At 71.6% G+C, this 16,209-nt stretch carries 15 protein-coding genes; 11 read left to right on the forward strand and 4 right to left on the reverse strand.

Annotated features, from left to right (window positions below):
- Positions 1-68: 68 nt before the first annotated feature.
- Positions 69-236, forward strand: a complete 168-nt coding sequence (locus tag S1361_RS13750; protein ID WP_208032143.1) for a hypothetical protein — start codon at positions 69-71, stop codon at positions 234-236.
- 356 nt (positions 237-592) lie between these two features.
- Positions 593-1,636 (forward strand): chitinase, encoded by a 1,044-nt coding sequence (locus S1361_RS13755; protein ID WP_208032144.1) that lies wholly within the window; start codon positions 593-595, stop codon positions 1,634-1,636.
- Between the two features lie 65 nt (positions 1,637-1,701).
- Here the strand turns inward: S1361_RS13755 and S1361_RS13760 are convergent, their stop codons facing one another.
- Entirely contained in the window at positions 1,702-3,084 is a 1,383-nt protein-coding gene (locus tag S1361_RS13760) for a glycine--tRNA ligase (RefSeq protein ID WP_208032145.1), read from the reverse strand.
- Positions 3,085-3,244: 160 nt separating this feature from the next.
- Here S1361_RS13760 and S1361_RS13765 point away from each other — a divergent pair, with 160 nt between their 5' ends.
- The 4 genes from S1361_RS13765 (at position 3,245) to S1361_RS13780 (ending at position 6,391) form a co-directional block, all read left to right on the forward strand.
- Entirely contained in the window at positions 3,245-4,225 is a 981-nt protein-coding gene (locus tag S1361_RS13765; RefSeq protein WP_208032146.1) for a metal ABC transporter substrate-binding protein, read from the forward strand.
- Positions 4,226-4,236: 11 nt separating this feature from the next.
- On the forward strand, positions 4,237-5,007 hold the full coding sequence (locus S1361_RS13770; RefSeq protein ID WP_208032147.1) for a metal ABC transporter ATP-binding protein: 771 nt from the start codon (positions 4,237-4,239) through the stop codon (positions 5,005-5,007).
- A complete protein-coding gene (locus S1361_RS13775) occupies positions 5,007-5,909 on the forward strand; it encodes a metal ABC transporter permease (protein WP_208032148.1) in 903 nt (300 codons plus the stop codon). The genes S1361_RS13770 and S1361_RS13775 overlap by 1 nt, the downstream gene beginning before the upstream one ends.
- Positions 5,910-5,971: 62 nt before the next feature.
- A complete protein-coding gene (locus S1361_RS13780) occupies positions 5,972-6,391 on the forward strand; it encodes a Fur family transcriptional regulator (protein WP_208032149.1) in 420 nt (139 codons plus the stop codon).
- Between the two features lie 15 nt (positions 6,392-6,406).
- On the opposite strand, the gene S1361_RS13785 is transcribed toward S1361_RS13780, so the two are convergent.
- The 3 genes from S1361_RS13785 to recO are packed head-to-tail and all read right to left on the reverse strand — an operon-like array spanning position 6,407 to position 9,396.
- Positions 6,407-7,732 carry a histidine-type phosphatase gene (locus S1361_RS13785; RefSeq protein WP_208032150.1) on the reverse strand — a complete coding sequence of 442 codons (1,326 nt, stop codon included), beginning with the start codon at positions 7,730-7,732 and terminating at the stop codon, positions 6,407-6,409.
- 38 nt (positions 7,733-7,770) lie between these two features.
- Positions 7,771-8,619 (reverse strand): isoprenyl transferase, encoded by an 849-nt coding sequence (locus S1361_RS13790; protein WP_208032151.1) that lies wholly within the window; start codon positions 8,617-8,619, stop codon positions 7,771-7,773.
- Between the two features lie 30 nt (positions 8,620-8,649).
- A complete protein-coding gene (recO, locus tag S1361_RS13795) occupies positions 8,650-9,396 on the reverse strand; it encodes a DNA repair protein RecO (protein ID WP_208032152.1) in 747 nt (248 codons plus the stop codon).
- A gap of 304 nt (positions 9,397-9,700) precedes the next feature.
- Here recO and S1361_RS13800 point away from each other — a divergent pair, with 304 nt between their 5' ends.
- The 5 genes from S1361_RS13800 to S1361_RS13820 are packed head-to-tail and all read left to right on the forward strand — an operon-like array spanning position 9,701 to position 16,164.
- Positions 9,701-11,284: an ABC transporter substrate-binding protein gene (locus tag S1361_RS13800; protein WP_208036586.1), complete on the forward strand. Its 1,584-nt coding sequence runs from the start codon at positions 9,701-9,703 to the stop codon at positions 11,282-11,284.
- A gap of 4 nt (positions 11,285-11,288) precedes the next feature.
- Positions 11,289-12,245: an ABC transporter permease gene (locus tag S1361_RS13805; RefSeq protein WP_208032153.1), complete on the forward strand. Its 957-nt coding sequence runs from the start codon at positions 11,289-11,291 to the stop codon at positions 12,243-12,245.
- The gene (locus S1361_RS13810; protein WP_208032154.1) at positions 12,245-14,221 is read left to right on the forward strand and encodes a dipeptide/oligopeptide/nickel ABC transporter permease/ATP-binding protein; all 1,977 of its coding nucleotides are present in this window, start codon (positions 12,245-12,247) and stop codon (positions 14,219-14,221) included. The genes S1361_RS13805 and S1361_RS13810 overlap by 1 nt, the downstream gene beginning before the upstream one ends.
- Entirely contained in the window at positions 14,218-15,222 is a 1,005-nt protein-coding gene (locus S1361_RS13815) for an oligopeptide/dipeptide ABC transporter ATP-binding protein (protein WP_208032155.1), read from the forward strand. The genes S1361_RS13810 and S1361_RS13815 overlap by 4 nt, the downstream gene beginning before the upstream one ends.
- Positions 15,223-16,164: a dihydrodipicolinate synthase family protein gene (locus tag S1361_RS13820; RefSeq protein ID WP_208032156.1), complete on the forward strand. Its 942-nt coding sequence runs from the start codon at positions 15,223-15,225 to the stop codon at positions 16,162-16,164.
- Positions 16,165-16,209 lie beyond the last annotated feature (45 nt).

Raw genomic sequence — 16,209 nt, forward strand, 5'->3', positions numbered from 1 at the left:
GGCCGATGGCTTCCGGTGGCGCCCGGAGTCGTAGCAGCGGGACACGTACGTCGAGGACGGGGGCGTGCATGGAGCGGTCGCCCCCGCGCCGGTACGTCGAGGACGGGAGCGTGCCCGGAGCGGTCGCGCTGGTCGCCCGCGGCGACGACGCCGAGGGTGCCGGGCCGGCGGCGGGCGGGCGGGCGGGCGGGCGGGCGGCCACAGGCTGCTCCCACCTGCCTCCGCGAGCCGGATGACGAGCAGTCAGCGGACGCGCCTCACCGAACCGGTGCGCCCAGGCAGCAGGTCCACCACCGCGGTGAACTCCTCCTCGATGGCGGGGCTTCGCCAGTCCCGGGCGTAACCGGGGTCGTGGAAGCGGCCGGTGGCCGGAAGGCGCCCGTCTCCGCGTCGGCGGCGATGATCCGGGTCAGCCGGCCGGTGAGGTCGGCTATGGGCTCGGGGACCACGCCGCCGAGTTCCTCGGCCGGCACGGTGCAGGTGGCGAACAGCTCGCGATCGCCCTTGGTCCAGACCTATTGACGGAAGGTCTGGACCACGCGCACTGTCATGTCTACGACACCTCACCGCACCCCCACCGGGAGGCCCTCGCATGATCAGACGTCTGCTCGCCACCGCGCTCACCGCGGCGTTCCTCGTCCCCCTGGGCATCGCCACCGCGCCCGCCGCCTCCGCCGCCGACACCTGCGCGGTGAAGCCGAAACCGGCCGGCAAGGTGCTCCAGGGCTACTGGGAGAACTGGGACGGCTCCGCCAACGGCGTCCACCCTCCCTTCGGCTGGACCCCGATCACCGACCCCCGCATCCCCGCCCACGGCTACAACGTGATCAACGCGGCCTTCCCGGTGATCCGCTCCGACGGCACGGCGCTGTGGGAGGACGGCATGGACACCGGCGTGAAGGTGGCCACGCCCGCCGAGATGTGCGCGGCCAAGGCGTCCGGCCGGACGATCCTGCTCTCCATCGGCGGCGCGGCGGCCGGCATCGACCTGTCGTCCTCCGCCGTGGCCGACCGGTTCGTGGAGACGATCGTCCCGATCCTGAAGAAGTACAACTTCGACGGCATCGACATCGACATCGAGACGGGCCTGGTCGGCAGCGGCACCATCGGCCGGCTCTCCACGTCCCAGGCGAACCTGATCCGCATCATCGACGGGATCCTCGCGCGGATGCCGGCGGGCTTCGGCCTGACGATGGCCCCCGAGACGGCGTACGTCACCGGCGGCAGCATCACCTACGGCTCGATCTGGGGCGCGTACCTGCCGGTCGTCAAGAAGTACGCGGACAACGGCCGCCTGTGGTGGCTGAACATGCAGTACTACAACGGCAGCATGTACGGCTGCTCCGGCGACTCCTACGCGGCCGGCACCGTGCAGGGCTTCACCGCCCAGACCGACTGCCTCGACAAGGGCCTGGTGGTCCAGGGCACGACGATCAGGGTGCCGTACGACAAGCAGGTGCCCGGCCTGCCCGCCCAGTCCGGCGCGGGCGGCGGCTACATGGCGCCGTCGCTGGTCTCCCAGGCCTGGAGGCACTACGGCACGTCGCTCAAGGGCCTGATGACGTGGTCGATCAACTGGGACGGCGCGAGGAACTGGACCTTCGGCGACAACGTCAAGGCGCTCCAGGGCCGCTGACCGGGCCCGGACACGCGTATGCCGGACGGGCCGCCGCTCGGCCCGTCCGGCATACGAGGGTGCGACTAGGCGCCGATCAGGCGGCTGGCCAGGTAGCCCTCGATCTGGTCCAGCGACACGCGCTCCTGCTTCATGGAGTCACGCTCGCGCACCGTGACGGCGTTGTCCTCCAGGGTGTCGAAGTCGACGGTCACGCAGAACGGCGTACCGATCTCGTCCTGGCGGCGGTAGCGGCGGCCGATGGCGCCGGCGTCGTCGAACTCGATGTTCCAGTGCTGCCGCAGCGCCTGGGCGAGGCCCTTGGCCTTGGGGGACAGCTCCGCGTTGCGGGAGAGCGGGAGCACGGCGACCTTCACCGGGGCGAGGCGGTGGTCGAGGCGCAGCACGGTGCGCTTCTCCATCTTGCCCTTGGCGTTGGGCGCCTCGTCCTCGACGTAGGCGTCGAGCAGGAAGGCGAGCATGGTGCGTCCGACACCGGCCGCGGGCTCGATGACGTACGGCGTCCAGCGCTCGCCGGCCTCCTGGTCGTAGTAGGTGAGGTCCTGGCCGGAGGCCTTGGCGTGCGCGGAGAGGTCGTAGTCGGTGCGGTTGGCGACACCCTCCAGCTCACCCCACTCCGAGCCGCCGAACTGGAAGCGGTACTCGATGTCGGCGGTGCGCTTGGAGTAGTGGGAGAGCTTCTCCTTCGGGTGCTCGTACCAGCGCATGTTCTCCTCACGGAGACCCAGGCCGGTGTACCAGTTCCAGCGCTGCTCCATCCAGTATTCCTGCCACTGCTCGTCCTCGCCCGGCTTGACGAAGAACTCCATCTCCATCTGCTCGAACTCGCGGGTGCGGAAGATGAAGTTGCCCGGCGTGATCTCGTTGCGGAACGACTTGCCCATCTGGGCGATGCCGAACGGCGGCTTGCGGCGCGAGGTGGTCTGCACCTGGGCGAAGTTGGTGAAGATGCCCTGGGCGGTCTCGGGGCGCAGGTAGGCGACGGAACCGGAGTCCTGGGTGGGGCCGAGGTGGGTGGAGAGCAGACCGGAGAACTGCTTGGGCTCGGTGAACTGGCCCTTGTTGCCGCAGTTCGGGCAGTTGATGTCCGCCAGGCCGTTCGCCGGGGCGTGGCCCTTCTTCTCCTCGTACGCCTCCTCCAGGTGGTCGGCGCGGAACCGCTTGTGACACGAGGTGCACTCGGTCAGCGGGTCCGTGAAGGTGGCGACGTGGCCGGAGGCGACCCAGACCTCGGAAGCCAGGATGACGGACGAGTCGATACCGACGACGTCCTCGCGCGACGTCACCATGTAGCGCCACCACTGGCGCTTGATGTTCTCCTTGAGCTCGACACCCAGCGGTCCGTAGTCCCAGGCGGCACGCTGTCCGCCGTAGATCTCACTGCACGGGAAAACGAAGCCACGGCGCTTGCTCAGGCTGACGATGGTGTCGATCTTGTCGGCGGCCACGGTGCTCTCTTCATTACGACGACGGGCGTTGAAGCGAGATGCTTCCAGCGAATGATTCAGGTTACCGGCGCAGGCTCCCCCACGACCAAATCGGCCCCTGCCAAGACCGCCTGACGGGCGTTGTTGACAACGGTTTCCATTTTTGTTGAAAATGACTGTCATGAACGTACGACGGCACACCCGCTCCGGCAAGCGGCGCCTCATACCCGCCGCCGCGGTCGCCGCGGTCACCGCCCTCGGGGCCGGCGCCCTCACCGCCTGCTCCGGCGACAGCGCGGCAGCGGCCAACACCTCCAAGTTCGACGTCGTCGCGTCGTTCTACCCGATGCAGTTCCTCGCCGAGCAGATCGGCGGGAAGCACGTCCACGTCACCACCCTCACCTCCCCCGGCCAGGAACCGCACGACCTGGAGCTCAACCCGAGGCAGATCGCCGCGCTGGAGGAGTCCGACGCGGTGCTGTACCTGAAGAACCTCCAGCCGTCCGTCGACGACGCGGTGGCCCAGTCCCCGGTCGAGACCAAGATCGACGCAGCCTCCTTCACCACGCTGGAGGACCACGGCAACGAGGTCGGCGGCCACGCGGCCGGGCACGACACCCACCAGGGCGAGGAGTCCGCCGGCAAGGACCCGCACATCTGGCTCGACCCGGTGCGCTACGCCCAGGTCGCCGAGGGCGTCGGCAAGGCCTTCGAGAAGGCCGACCCCGAGCACGCGGCCGACTACCGGAAGAACACCGTGAAGCTGGTCGGGAAGCTGGACGCCCTGAACTTCGCGTTCCGGCAGAGCCTCGCCCACACCAGGAGCAAGGTCTTCATCACCACCCACGCCGCCTTCGGCTACCTCGCCGAGCGCTACGGACTCACCGAGGAGGCCATCAGCGGCCTCGACCCCGAGTCCGAGCCGAGCGCTGCCCGCATCCGGGACCTGGAGAGGATGGCCCGGGCCGACGGGGCCTCCACGGTCTTCTACGAGACGCTCGTCAGCGACAAGACCGCCAAGACCGTCGCCGGCGACGCCGGGCTGAAGACCGACGTCCTCGACCCGATCGAGGGCATCACCGACAGGTCACGCGGCCGGGACTACTTCGCGGTCCAGCAGGCCAACCTCAAGGCGCTCCAGAAGGCGCTGGGCGCCAAGTGACGGGAGACGAGATGACCAGCGAGCCTGTCATAGCCCTGCGGGGGGTGACCGCCGAACTCGGCGCGCGTCCCGTCCTGCGCGGCATCGATCTCACCGTCGGCCGCGGCGAGGTCGTCGCGCTGCTCGGCGCGAACGGCTCCGGCAAGTCCACGGCGATCCGCACGGTCATCGGCCAGGTGCCGGTCAGCGGCGGCACGGTCGAGCTGTTCGGCACCCCGCGCCGGTCCTTCCGGGACTGGGCGCGCGTGGGCTACGTACCCCAGCGCACGACGGCCGCGGGCGGCGTCCCGGCGACGGTCACCGAGATCGTCTCCGCGGGCCGGCTGTCCCGCACCCGCTTCGGCGTCTTCCGCAGGAGCGACCGGGAGGCGGTGCGCCGGGCCCTGGAGCTGGTCGGCATGGCGGACCGCGCCAAGGACTCGGTCGACGCACTCTCCGGCGGCCAGCACCAGCGGGTGCTGATCGCCCGCGCGCTCGTCGCCGAACCCGAGCTGCTGATCATGGACGAGCCGATGGCCGGTGTCGACCTGGCCAGCCAGGAGGTCCTGGCACGGACGCTGAAGCAGCAGGTCGAGGCCGGTGCGACGGTCCTGCTCGTGCTGCACGAACTGGGCCCGCTGGAGCCCCTGATCGACCGGGCGGTCGTCCTGCGCGACGGCTGCGTGCTGCACGACGGGCCGCCCCCGCGCGCGGTCGGCCAGCACGCCCTGCCCGGCCACGACCACGTGCACCCGCACGCACCGGCGGGCGCCGAACCGATCCGCACGGGACTGCTGAGCTGATGGAATTCCTGAACTCCGCCTTCATGCAGCGGGCGCTGCTGGCCGCCGTGCTGGTCGGCATCACCGCGCCCGCCATCGGCATCTACCTGGTCCAGCGCCGCCAGGCCCTGCTGGGCGACGGAATCGGACACGTGGCCATGACGGGCGTCGGCCTCGGCTTCCTGCTGTCCACCTCCCCGGTGTGGATGGCGACGGCCGTCTCCGTCCTCGGCGCGGTCCTGATGGAACTGATCCGCTGGTACGGCAGGACCCGCGGCGACATCGCCCTGGCCATGCTGTTCTACGGCGGCATGGCCGGCGGCGTGATGCTGATCAACCTCGCGCCGGGCGGCTCCAACGCCAACCTGGTGTCGTACCTGTTCGGCTCCCTGTCGACGGTGTCCGAGTCCGACGTGACCGCGATCTGCGTGCTCGCCGCGTTCGTCCTGCTGGTCACGCTGGGCCTGCGCCGCCAGCTGTTCGCGGTCAGCCAGGACGAGGAGTTCGCGCGGGTCACGGGCCTGCCGGTGCGCGCCCTGAACCTGCTGACGGCGGTCACCGCGGCCGTCACCGTCACGGTCGCCATGCGGGTGGTCGGCCTGCTGCTGGTGTCCGCGCTGATGGTCGTCCCCGTGGCGGCGGCGCAGCAGCTCAGCCGCAGCTTCACCGTCACCTTCGTGATCGCGGTGGCCATCGGGGTGGTCGTGACCGTCAGCGGCACGATCACGTCGTACTACCAGTACGTCCCGCCGGGCGCCACGATCGTCCTGCTGACCATCGCCGCGTTCCTCGCGCTGACCGCGCTGGCCACGCCGCTGGCCCGGCGACGCGCCCGCGCCGCAGCCGCGGCCCAGCCCGCCGGCGACCCGGCGGAGTGCTCGATTCCGGCCGCGCGCGGGGCCGGTGAGGAGATCGGCGTCTGACCGCTGACAGCCCGGGCTGGCACAATGGCCCGGGCAGACGCCAGACATGGAGGAGGCAACCGGTGACGACCGCTGGACCGCCCGTGAAGGGCCGCGCGACCCGCCAGCGTGCAGCCGTGGCGGCGGCCCTGGACGAGGTCGACGAGTTCCGCAGCGCGCAGGAACTGCACGACATGCTCAAGCACAAGGGCGACTCGGTCGGGCTCACCACGGTCTACCGGACGCTGCAGTCCCTCGCCGAGGCCGGCGAGGTCGACGTCCTGCGCACCTCCGAGGGCGAGTCCGTCTACCGCCGCTGCTCCACCGGCGAACACCACCACCACCTGGTCTGCCGCGCCTGCGGCAAGGCGGTGGAGGTGGAGGGCCCGGCCGTCGAGAAGTGGGCGGAGGCCATCGCGGCGGAGCACGGGTACGTCAACGTGGCGCACACGGTCGAGATCTTCGGCACCTGCGCCGACTGTGCGGACTGCGCGGTGAGCTGAGCGGCCGGCCGCGGCTCAGCTCCGCCCGAAGCAACGCTCCAGTTCGTCGAGGTCGTAGAAGCTGCTGCCCTCGGCAACCGGACGGCACCCCGGCTTGAAGGCCGTCTCCTTCTCGTTGTAGAGCATCCGGACCAGGTACCGGTCGCCCTTGGCGAAGACGTCCCACTGGATGTTGGCTCCGAGCGGGGACACGTCCGCACCCCGCCAGGGATTGTCCGCGTACGTGTACGCCTCCCCCGGCTCCGTCGCCCGCGTGCTCCCCGGCAGCCTCATCAGCGCGGCCAGCGGAATGATCTCCTCGGCATGGCTGAACCGCAGCTCGGCCCCGAGATCGCTGGTGCCGGCCCGCTTGGCCTCGGCCTGCCGGAAGAAGTCGTCCAGCAGGACGTCGGCCATCTTGTAGGTGATGTCGCTGTCGGCGAAGCCGGGCCCCTTCTCGTAGAAGTCCTCGGCGTCGGACACATAGCCGAACCAGGCCGCGTCCGACCGGGAGACGAAGCGCTCCATGCCCCAGCCCTCGCCGTCCGGGCTCTCCTCGCTCATCGCGGGGGCGATGGCGTACAGGTCGTGGACGGCCTGGGCAGCGCCCGCCTGGTCGCCGATCCGGGCGACGAAGGGCTCCTTGAAGATCCTCCGCAGGACGCTGTGCGCGGCCTTCCGGGTCCTCGGCTGGTCGGTGATGCCGTGGAGGGTCTCCTTCAGGCGCTGGTCGTTCTCGATGTAGTCGCGGTAGGCGGCACCGCCCGCCGCCTTGTGGAAGTACAGCAGGTCCTTGTCGGTGCGCACCGGCCCGATCAGCGGCTTCAGCGCGGGCTCGGCGTCGGCGAGGGCGCCGGTGAAGGCGGTGGCGCTGTCCACGGCCCGCCCCTGCCCGGAGCTGACGACGTCGATCCTCTCCCCGTCGTCGGCGATCTTGCGGAACAGGGTCGGCAGCCGGCGCCGGAGCCGGACGGCCGTGTCCGCCATCTCCTGCCGGCCGCGCCCGCTGAGGTTGCCGTAGCCGGTCTTCGCCATGGCGGCCCTCAGGGCGCGGACGACGGGCCCGAACTCCTCCCCCCTGCCGGTGAGCTGCCCCTCCGCCTCCGCCTGCTCCCACAGCGCGAGCACCAGGTCGGCGTCCTCGCTGTCGCTCGCGGCCCGGGACCCGTGCCGGGAGACGTTCTCGGTGAAGACAGGAACGAAACCGGCCGGGGGCCGCTGGTGGTCGCGCTCCCCCTGTCGGGGGGCGTACGGCGCCTTCGTGCCGTAGCTCTCGCGGTGCGCGGGGCCGTCGGCCGCGTGGGCGGGCAGGGCGGTGAGCAGCAGGGCGCCGAGGGCGAGGACCGGGGTGAGACGTCTCATGATCCACATCCTCGGCGGCCCGGCTGAACGACCGGTGGCTAGGAGGTGGAATCGCCCTTCATGGCGGCTTCCATGGCGAGCAGTTCCTCGTTCGGGACGGCTCCGCCGAAGCGCCGGTCCCGGGAGGCGAACTCCATGCAGGCCCGCCACAGGTCACGGCGGTCGAAGTCAGGCCACAGGACGTCCTGGAAGACCATCTCGGCGTAGGCACTCTGCCAGAGCAGGTAGTTGGAGGTGCGCTGCTCCCCGCTGGGGCGCAGGAACAGGTCGACGTCCGGCATGTCCGGGTAGTACAGGTACTTCTGGATGGTCTTCTCGTTGACCTTCGACGGGTCGAGCCGGCCCGCCTTCACGTCCTCGGCGAGGGCCTGTGCGGCGTCGGCGATCTCGGCGCGGCCGCCGTAGTTCATGCAGAAGTAGAGGGTGAGCAGGTCGTTGTTCTTCGTCTGCTCCTGGGCGACCTGCAGCTCCTTGGCGACGGACTTCCACAGCCGGGGCATCCGGCCCACCCAGCGCACCCGGATGCCGAGTTCGTCGAGCTGGTCGCGGGTCTTGCGGATGAAGTCGCGGTTGAAGTTCATCAGGAAGCGGACCTCGTCGGGCGAGCGCTTCCAGTTCTCGGTGGAGAAGGCGTACAGGGAGATGTTGCGCACACCGATCTCGATGGAGCCCTGGAGGACGTCCAGCACCCGCTCGGCGCCGACCTTGTGCCCCTCGGTGCGCGGCAGTCCGCGCTCCTTGGCCCACCGCCCGTTGCCGTCCATGACGATCGCGACGTGGTTCGGGACCAGCTCACCCGGGAGCTTGGGCGCGCGGGCGCCGGAGGGGTGCGGCTCCGGCGCCTTGTACTCGCGCCGCTGGCGCCCCAGGATCCCGCGTACGACCATGTGCTTCTCGTCTCCTCGACCGTGCCGTGCTTACTTCTCTACGTACCGCAGGGAGCGCAGCCCGCGCTCCAGATGCCAGTGCAGGTAGGCGGACACCAGCCCGCTGCCCTCGCGGACGTACCGCGCCTCGCACGCGTCCGCCGTCTCCCAGTCTCCCGTAAGCAGCGCCCCGAGGAGCACCAGGGTCCGCGGGGACGGTACGACGCTGCCGGGCACCCGGCAGTCGGCGCAGACGGAGCCGCCGGAGGCCACGGAGAAGAACCGGTTCGGGCCGGGCATCCCGCACTTCGCGCAGGCGTCGAAGCTGGGCGCGTACCCGTTCACGGCGAGGGAGCGCAGCAGGAAGGCGTCGAGGACCAGGTGCGGCGCGTGCTCGCCCCGGGCGAGCGTCCGCAGCGCCCCGACGAGCAGCAGGTACTGCTGCACGGCCGGCTCGCCCTCGTGATCGGTGAACCGCTCGGCGGTCTCCAGCATGGCGGTCCCGGCGGTGTACCGGGCGTAGTCCGTGACGATCCCGCCGCCGTAGGGAGCGATCGTCTCGCTCTGCGTGCACAGCGGCAGGCCACGCCCGACCAGCTCGCTCCCGCGCGCGAAGAACTGCACGTCGACGTGGGAGAACGGCTCCAGCCGGGCCCCGAACTTCGACTTGGTGCGCCGCACTCCGCGCGCCACGGCCCGCACCCGCCCGTGCCCACGGGTGAGCAGCGTGATGATCCGGTCCGCCTCGCCCAGCTTCTGGGTGCGCAGCACGATGCCGTCGTCGCGGAACAGACTCATGGCACCATTCTGACCCACTGCGGATGGCGCCGGCGCGGATCCGCCGTCCCGCGCGGGGCCGACGCGGCCGCGGACGGTGCGGGTGACCAGCGCGCGGCGGCTGCGCCATTCGTGTGCGCCGTCTTGACCGCCCTCACCGCCCCTCCTATGGTCGCGCTACCGACCGGACGTAGGACGTCGTATCTCCCCCCTCCCTCATCCACCCGCTGGAGGACCCGTGCGCGACGACGACGTACCCGAGGAACCCCGATCACCCGAAACGCCCGCCGCACCCCCAAGGTCCGCCCTCCACCGTCGCTCCCTCCTGAGAGGCCTCGGCGCGACCGGCGCCGTCGTCGCTCTCCCGCCTGCCCTGACCGCATGTTCCGCCGGTCCCGAGTCCACCAACGAGACCGGAGGCGGCGGGACCGGCAAGGACCGGACGCTGACCGCCGTGATCGGGTACGGCAACGACGGCAGCTGGGACCCGACACAGACCGCGTCGGCGTTCGCGATGGCCGCCAACAACCACATCTACGAGGGGCTGCTGGACACCGACCCGATCACCCGGGCCCCCTACCCCGCGCTCGCCACCGCGGTGCCCCGCGACCCCTCCGCCACCACCTGGCGGTTCACGCTCCGCTCCGGTGCCACCTTCCACGACGGCAGGCCCGTCACCGCCGACGACGTCGTGTTCGTCTTCGACCGGATTCTCGATCCGGGCACCCAGACCCTCGCCAAGGGCTTCTTCGCCTCCTGGCTGGACTCGGTCCGCAAGACCGGCCCGCGCACCGTCGAACTCACCCTCAGGTTCCCCTTCCCGGACGGCCTCGCCCGGCTCACCCTCGCCAAGGTCATGCCGCGGCACGTGTTCTCCCGGCCCGGCGCCTGGGACGACGCCGTCAAGGGGCTGGCCGTGGGCTCGGGGCCGTACCGGCAGACCGCGCACCACCCGAAGTCGAACACGACCTTCGAGGCGTTCGCCGCCTACAACGGCCCGCGCCGGCCGGCCTTCCGGAAGATGAACTGGCTGACCATCGTGGACGCGGCCTCGCGCGTCGCGAAGATCTCCGGGACCGGAGCCGGCGCCCAGATCGCCGACAACATCCCCTACGCCAACATCCCCCGCCTGGAGCAGGGCGGTCTGAAGGTGGCCGGCGGTGCCGGGATGAACAACCTCTTCCTGATGTTCAACACCCGGCACAAGCCCTTCGACGACGTCCGCGTCCGGCAGGCGCTGCACTACGCCATCGACACCGAGAAGATGGTGCAGGTCGCGCTGAAGGGACACGGGAAGCCCGCGTCCTCGTTCCTCGACGAGGCCAACCCGTGCCACCGGCGCGCCAGGACGGTCTACGACCACGATCCCGCCAGGGCCAGGGCGCTCCTCGAAGCCGCCGGGGTCACCGACCTGAAGGTCGAGATCCTCGCGGTGAACGTCAGTTGGATCGTGGACTGCCTGCCGACCATCAAGTCCTCCTGGGACGCGATCGGCGTGCGGACCACCCTGGCGCCGCAGGAGACCACGGCCGTGTTCACCAAGCTGGACCAGAGGCAGGACTACCAGGTGGTGGCGGCGGCCTCCAACCCGAACCAGTTCGGGCTCGACGCCGACCTGATCATGCACTACAACTACGGCCCCGGGAACCTGTGGATGCAGTACACGCGGTGGGCCGGCCACCCGGTCGCCCGGCAGCTGTTCAAGGACATGGACCGCGCGACCCGGGAGCCGGATCCCGCGCGGAAGAAGGCGATCATCCAGGACTACCTCGACGTCGTCGCCGAACAGGCCGTCCTCTACCCCGTCGTCCACAACGAGCTGATGACCGCCTGGGACCCGCGCAGGCTCAGCGGGATAAGGGCCCAGCCGTACCCCGGGATCAACCTCCTCCAGGCCAAGTGGGTCTGACGGCATGACGGCCGTCGTACGGATCCTGCTGCGCCGCACCGCCCTGCTCGTCCCGCTGCTCCTCGGCATCGTGCTGTTCGTGTTCCTGGTGATGCGGTTCTCGGACGTCGACCCCGCGTCCGCGTTCTTCCAGGGCGCCAACCCCACCGCCCGGCAACTGCACGACTTCCGGGAGCGCAACGGGCTGCTGGACCCGCTGCCCGTGCGGTACGTCCACTTCGTCGGCGACCTGCTCCACGGCGACCTCGGCACCAGCGCCCTCACGCGCGCGCCGGTGGCCGACCAGGTCACCACCGCGCTGCCGCTCACCCTCCAGCTGACCTTCCTCGGGCTGGGGATCGCGGTCGTGCTGGCGCTGGCCGGCGGGGTCACGGCGGCGGTGTACCGGGACCGGCTGCCGGACCAGGTCATCCGGGTCGTGTCGCTGGTCGGGGTGGCCGCGCCCGGGTTCTGGCTGGCGCTGCTGATGATCCAGTACCTGGCCGTGGACCGGGGCTGGTTCCCGACCGGCGGTTACGTCAACCCGGCCGACTCGGTCACCGGCTGGCTGAAGACCATGGCCCTGCCCGCCTTCGCGCTGTCCCTGCCGGTCGCCGCCCAGCTGACCCGGATCGTGCGGACCTCGGTGGTGGAGGAGCTGGACAAGGACTACGTGCGGACCGCCGTCGGGAGCGGGCTGCCGCCCCGGGTCGTCGTCGGCCGGAACGTGCTGCGCAACGCCCTGGTCAATCCGCTCACCGTGCTCGGGCTGCGGGTCGGCTATCTGCTCGGCGGCGCGGTCGTGATCGAGACGATCTTCTCCCTGCCCGGCATGGGCAAGCTGATGATCGACGCCGTGCAGAACGGCGATCCGGCGGTGGTGCAGGGGGTCGTCCTGACCACCGCGACCGGGTTCGTCGTCGTCAACCTCGTCATCGACATCCTGTATCTGCTGGTCAATCCACGTCTGAGGACGGGCTGATGGTCACGCGCGCGCACATCGCCGAACGGCTCTCCCGGCCCGGCGTCCGGCTGCGCGGCCCGCGCCGGCTGCCGCTGCTGTCGAAGGCCGCCGTCTGCTTCCTCGCCGTGGTCGTCCTGGTCGCCGTACTCGCGCCGGTGCTGGCGCCGGACGATCCGCTCGACCAGCAGGACCCGGCCGGCGGGACCGGGGCGCCGTCGGCCGCGCACTGGATGGGGCAGGACAGCCTGGGCCGGGACATCCTGAGCCGGCTGATGTACGGGGCCCGCTGGTCGCTGGCGATCGGGCTGGGCGCGACCGGGCTCGCGCTCGTGGCCGGCGCCCTCCTCGGGGCGCTCGCCGCCACGTCCCGCAAGGCCGTCGACGAGACGCTGATGCGCTGCCTGGACGTGGTGATGGCGTTCCCGGGCATCGCGCTCGCCGCCGTCCTGGTGGCCGTGTTCGGCGGCGGGATCGGGGTGCTGATCTGCGCCATCGCCTTCCTGTTCACCCCGCCCGTGGCCCGGGTGGTGCGGGCCAACGTGCTGGACCAGTACGGCGAGGACTACGTCACCGCCGAGCGGGTCATCGGCGCCCGCACCCACCACATCGTGCTGCGCCACGTGGCCGTCAACTGCGCGGCGCCGGTGCTGGTGTTCTGCACGGTCCAGGTCGCCGAGGCCATCGTCTTCGAGGCCTCGCTGTCCTTCATCGGCGCGGGCGTCCGGCCGCCCGACCCGTCCTGGGGCAGTGTCATCGCCGACGGCAAGAACATGGTGCTGACCGGCGGCTGGTGGGCGACCGTCTTCCCGGGGCTGCTGATCCTGCTCACCGTGCTGTCGCTGAACATCCTCTCCGAGGGCGTGTCGGACGCCTGGGCCGCGCCCGCCCCCCGGGAGGTGCGGGCGCCGCAGGACCGCCTGGAGACGCCCGAGCCCGGCACCGGCGAGGTGCTCGCGCTGCCCGGTCTCGCCGAGGCCGCCCGGCGGCTGCGCTCCCGGGCCCGGCCGCGCCCCGCCCCCGGCGGGCAGCCGGTGCTCGCCGTGGAGAACCTCGCCATCGGCTTTCCGGACCGGCACCGGGGTGTGGACATCGTGGCCGGGGTCGGCTTCGAGGTGTATCCCGGTGAAGTGCTCGGCCTGGTGGGCGAGTCGGGCTGCGGCAAGTCGCTGACCGCGCTCACCGTCATGGGGCTCCAGCCGAAGGGCGCCCGGGTCAGCGGGCAGGTGCGGTTCCGGCAGCGGGACCTGCTGGCCGAGCCGATGCGGGTGCGGCGGCGGCTGCTCGGCCACGAGATGGCCATGGTGTACCAGGACGCGCTGTCCTCGCTGAACCCGGCGATGACCGTCCGCGCCCAGCTGAAACAGCTGGTCCGGCGCGGGGGCAGGCGCGGTCCGCGCGAGCTGATGGAGCTGGTCGGCCTGGACCCCGACCGCACCCTGCGCAGCTATCCGCACGAGCTGTCCGGCGGGCAGCGCCAGCGCGTGCTCATCGCGATGGCGCTCTCCCGCGACCCGAAGCTGATCGTCGCCGACGAGCCGACCACCGCCCTGGACGTCACCGTGCAGGCCCAGGTGATGGAGCTGCTGCTGCGGCTGCGTGCGGAGCTGGGCTTCGCGCTGGTCCTGGTCTCGCACGACCTGGCGCTGGTCGCCGACGTCACCGACCGGGTGGTGGTGATGTACGGCGGGCAGATCGTGGAGTCCGGGGTGACCGCCGGCCTGGTGGCGGCACCGGCCCACCACTACACGCGCGGCCTGCTGGGCAGTGTGCTCTCGCTGGAGTCGGCCGAGGAGCGGATGACGCAGATCAGGGGGGTCGTGCCGTCCCCCGCCGACTTCCCGGCGGGCTGCCGGTTCGCCGACCGCTGCCCGCTCGCCACCGAGGTGTGCCACACGACCGCCCCGGTCCTCGCCGGCACCCCGGTGCACACGGCCGCCTGCCACCATCCGGCGGTGGCGCTGACCTCGGCGGAGAGCGAGGAGGCCCTGCAGTGACCGCTGTCGTGGAGGTGCGGGACGCGCACGTCGTGCACAGGGCGCGCACCGGCGGCCTGTTCCGGCGGGACCGGGTGTACGCCCTGACCGGCGCCGATCTCTCCGTGGCGCCCGGTGAGACGGTCGGTGTGGTCGGCGAGTCGGGGTGCGGGAAGTCGACGCTGGCGAAGGTGCTGGTGGGCATCGAGCGGCCGGTGACCGGGACGGTGTCGTTCGGGGGGCGGGAACTGTGGGCGATGCCGGCCGCCGAGCGCCGGGCCACGGTCGGCGCGGGCACCGGCATGATCTTCCAGGACCCGTCGACCGCGCTGAACCGCCGGCTGACGGTCCGCCGCATCCTGCGCGATCCGCTGGACGTCCACCGGCGCGGCACCCGGGCCGAACGGGAGGACCGGGTGCGGGAGCTGATGAGCCTGGTGGGCCTTCCCCGGGCCCTCGCCGACGCCCTGCCGGGGCAGTTGTCCGGCGGACAGCGGCAGCGCGTCGCCATCGCCCGCGCGCTCGCCCTGGACCCGGCCCTGGTCGTCGCCGACGAGCCGACCAGCGCGCTGGACGTCTCGGTCCGCGCGCAGATCCTGAACCTGCTGCTCGACCTGAGGGAACGCCTCGGGCTGGCCCTGGTGTTCGTCTCGCACGACATCCAGACGGTACGGCGGATGAGCGACCGGGTGATCACCATGTACCTGGGCCGGATCGTGGAGGAGACCCCGGCCGGCCGGGTCACCGACGCCGCCCGGCACCCGTACACCCGCGCCCTGTTCTCGGCGACGCCCGGTCTGCTGGACCCGGTCGAGCCGATCCCGCTGAGCGGGCCGGTGCCCTCGGCCACCCGCCCGCCGAGCGGCTGCCCGTTCCGCACCCGCTGCTGGAAGGCCGACGCGGTCTGCGCCGCGTCGATGCCGGACTTCTCGGCCGCGTCACGGCCCGGACACCGCTTCCGGTGTCACCATCCTGTGCAGGAGGACACGCCGACCCGAGACCTAGCGCGCCAGGAGCCCTGAATGACCTTCCAGCTCACCGGTGTCGTACCGCCCGTCTGCACGCCCCTGACGCCGGAGCGGGAGGTGGACGAGCCCTCGCTGCTGCGCCTGGTCGACTTCCTGGTGGAGTCCGGGGTGCACGGGCTGTTCCTGCTCGGCTCGACCTCGGAGGCGGCCTTCCTCACCGACGCGCAGCGCCGACGGGTGGTGGCGGCCGTCACCGCGCACGTGGGCGGTCAGCTGCCCGTCCTCGCGGGCGCCATCGACATGACGACGCCGCGGGTCCTGGACCATGTCTCGGCGGTCACCGCGGCCGGCGCGCAGGCGGTCGTCGTCACCGCGCCCTTCTACGCCCGCACCCACCCCTCGGAGATCGTCCACCACTACCGCCGGATCGCCGCCGCCAGCCCGGTCCCGGTGATCGCCTACGACATCCCCGTCGCCGTGCACACCAAGCTCCCCGCCGACGTGGTGCTGGGGCTCGCCGGGGACGGCGTCCTGGCCGGTCTCAAGGACTCCAGCGGGGACCTGGCGGCCTTCCGGGAGATCGTCGCGGGAGCCCGGGCACACCCCGGGTTCAGTGTGCTGACCGGCTCGGAGCTGATCACCGACGCGTCGCTCATGCTGGGCGCCGACGGCGCGGTCCCGGGCCTGGCCAACGTGGACCCGCACGGGTACGTCCGCCTCTACCGCCGGTGCCGGGCGGGCGACCAGGCGGGCGCGCGGGCCGAACAGGAGCGGCTGTGCGCGCTGTTCGGGATGGTCGGTGTCGGCGATCCGGCGCGGATGGGGGGCAGCTCGGCGGCGCTGGGCGCGTTCAAGGCGGCACTGCATCTGCGCGGGATCATCGACTGCCCGGTGACCGCCGAGCCGCAGGTCCCGCTGTCCGGCGCGGAGGTCGAGCAGGTCGGCAAGTTCCTGGCGGCGGCCGGCCTGCTGGGACCGGGACCGGCCCGGCGCTGAGGGCGAAGGGCGGTCACGGTGCGGTCCGTAGGACGAGACGACCGC

The organism is Streptomyces cyanogenus, assembly GCF_017526105.1.
GTDB classification, from domain to species: Bacteria; Actinomycetota; Actinomycetes; order Streptomycetales; family Streptomycetaceae; genus Streptomyces; species Streptomyces cyanogenus.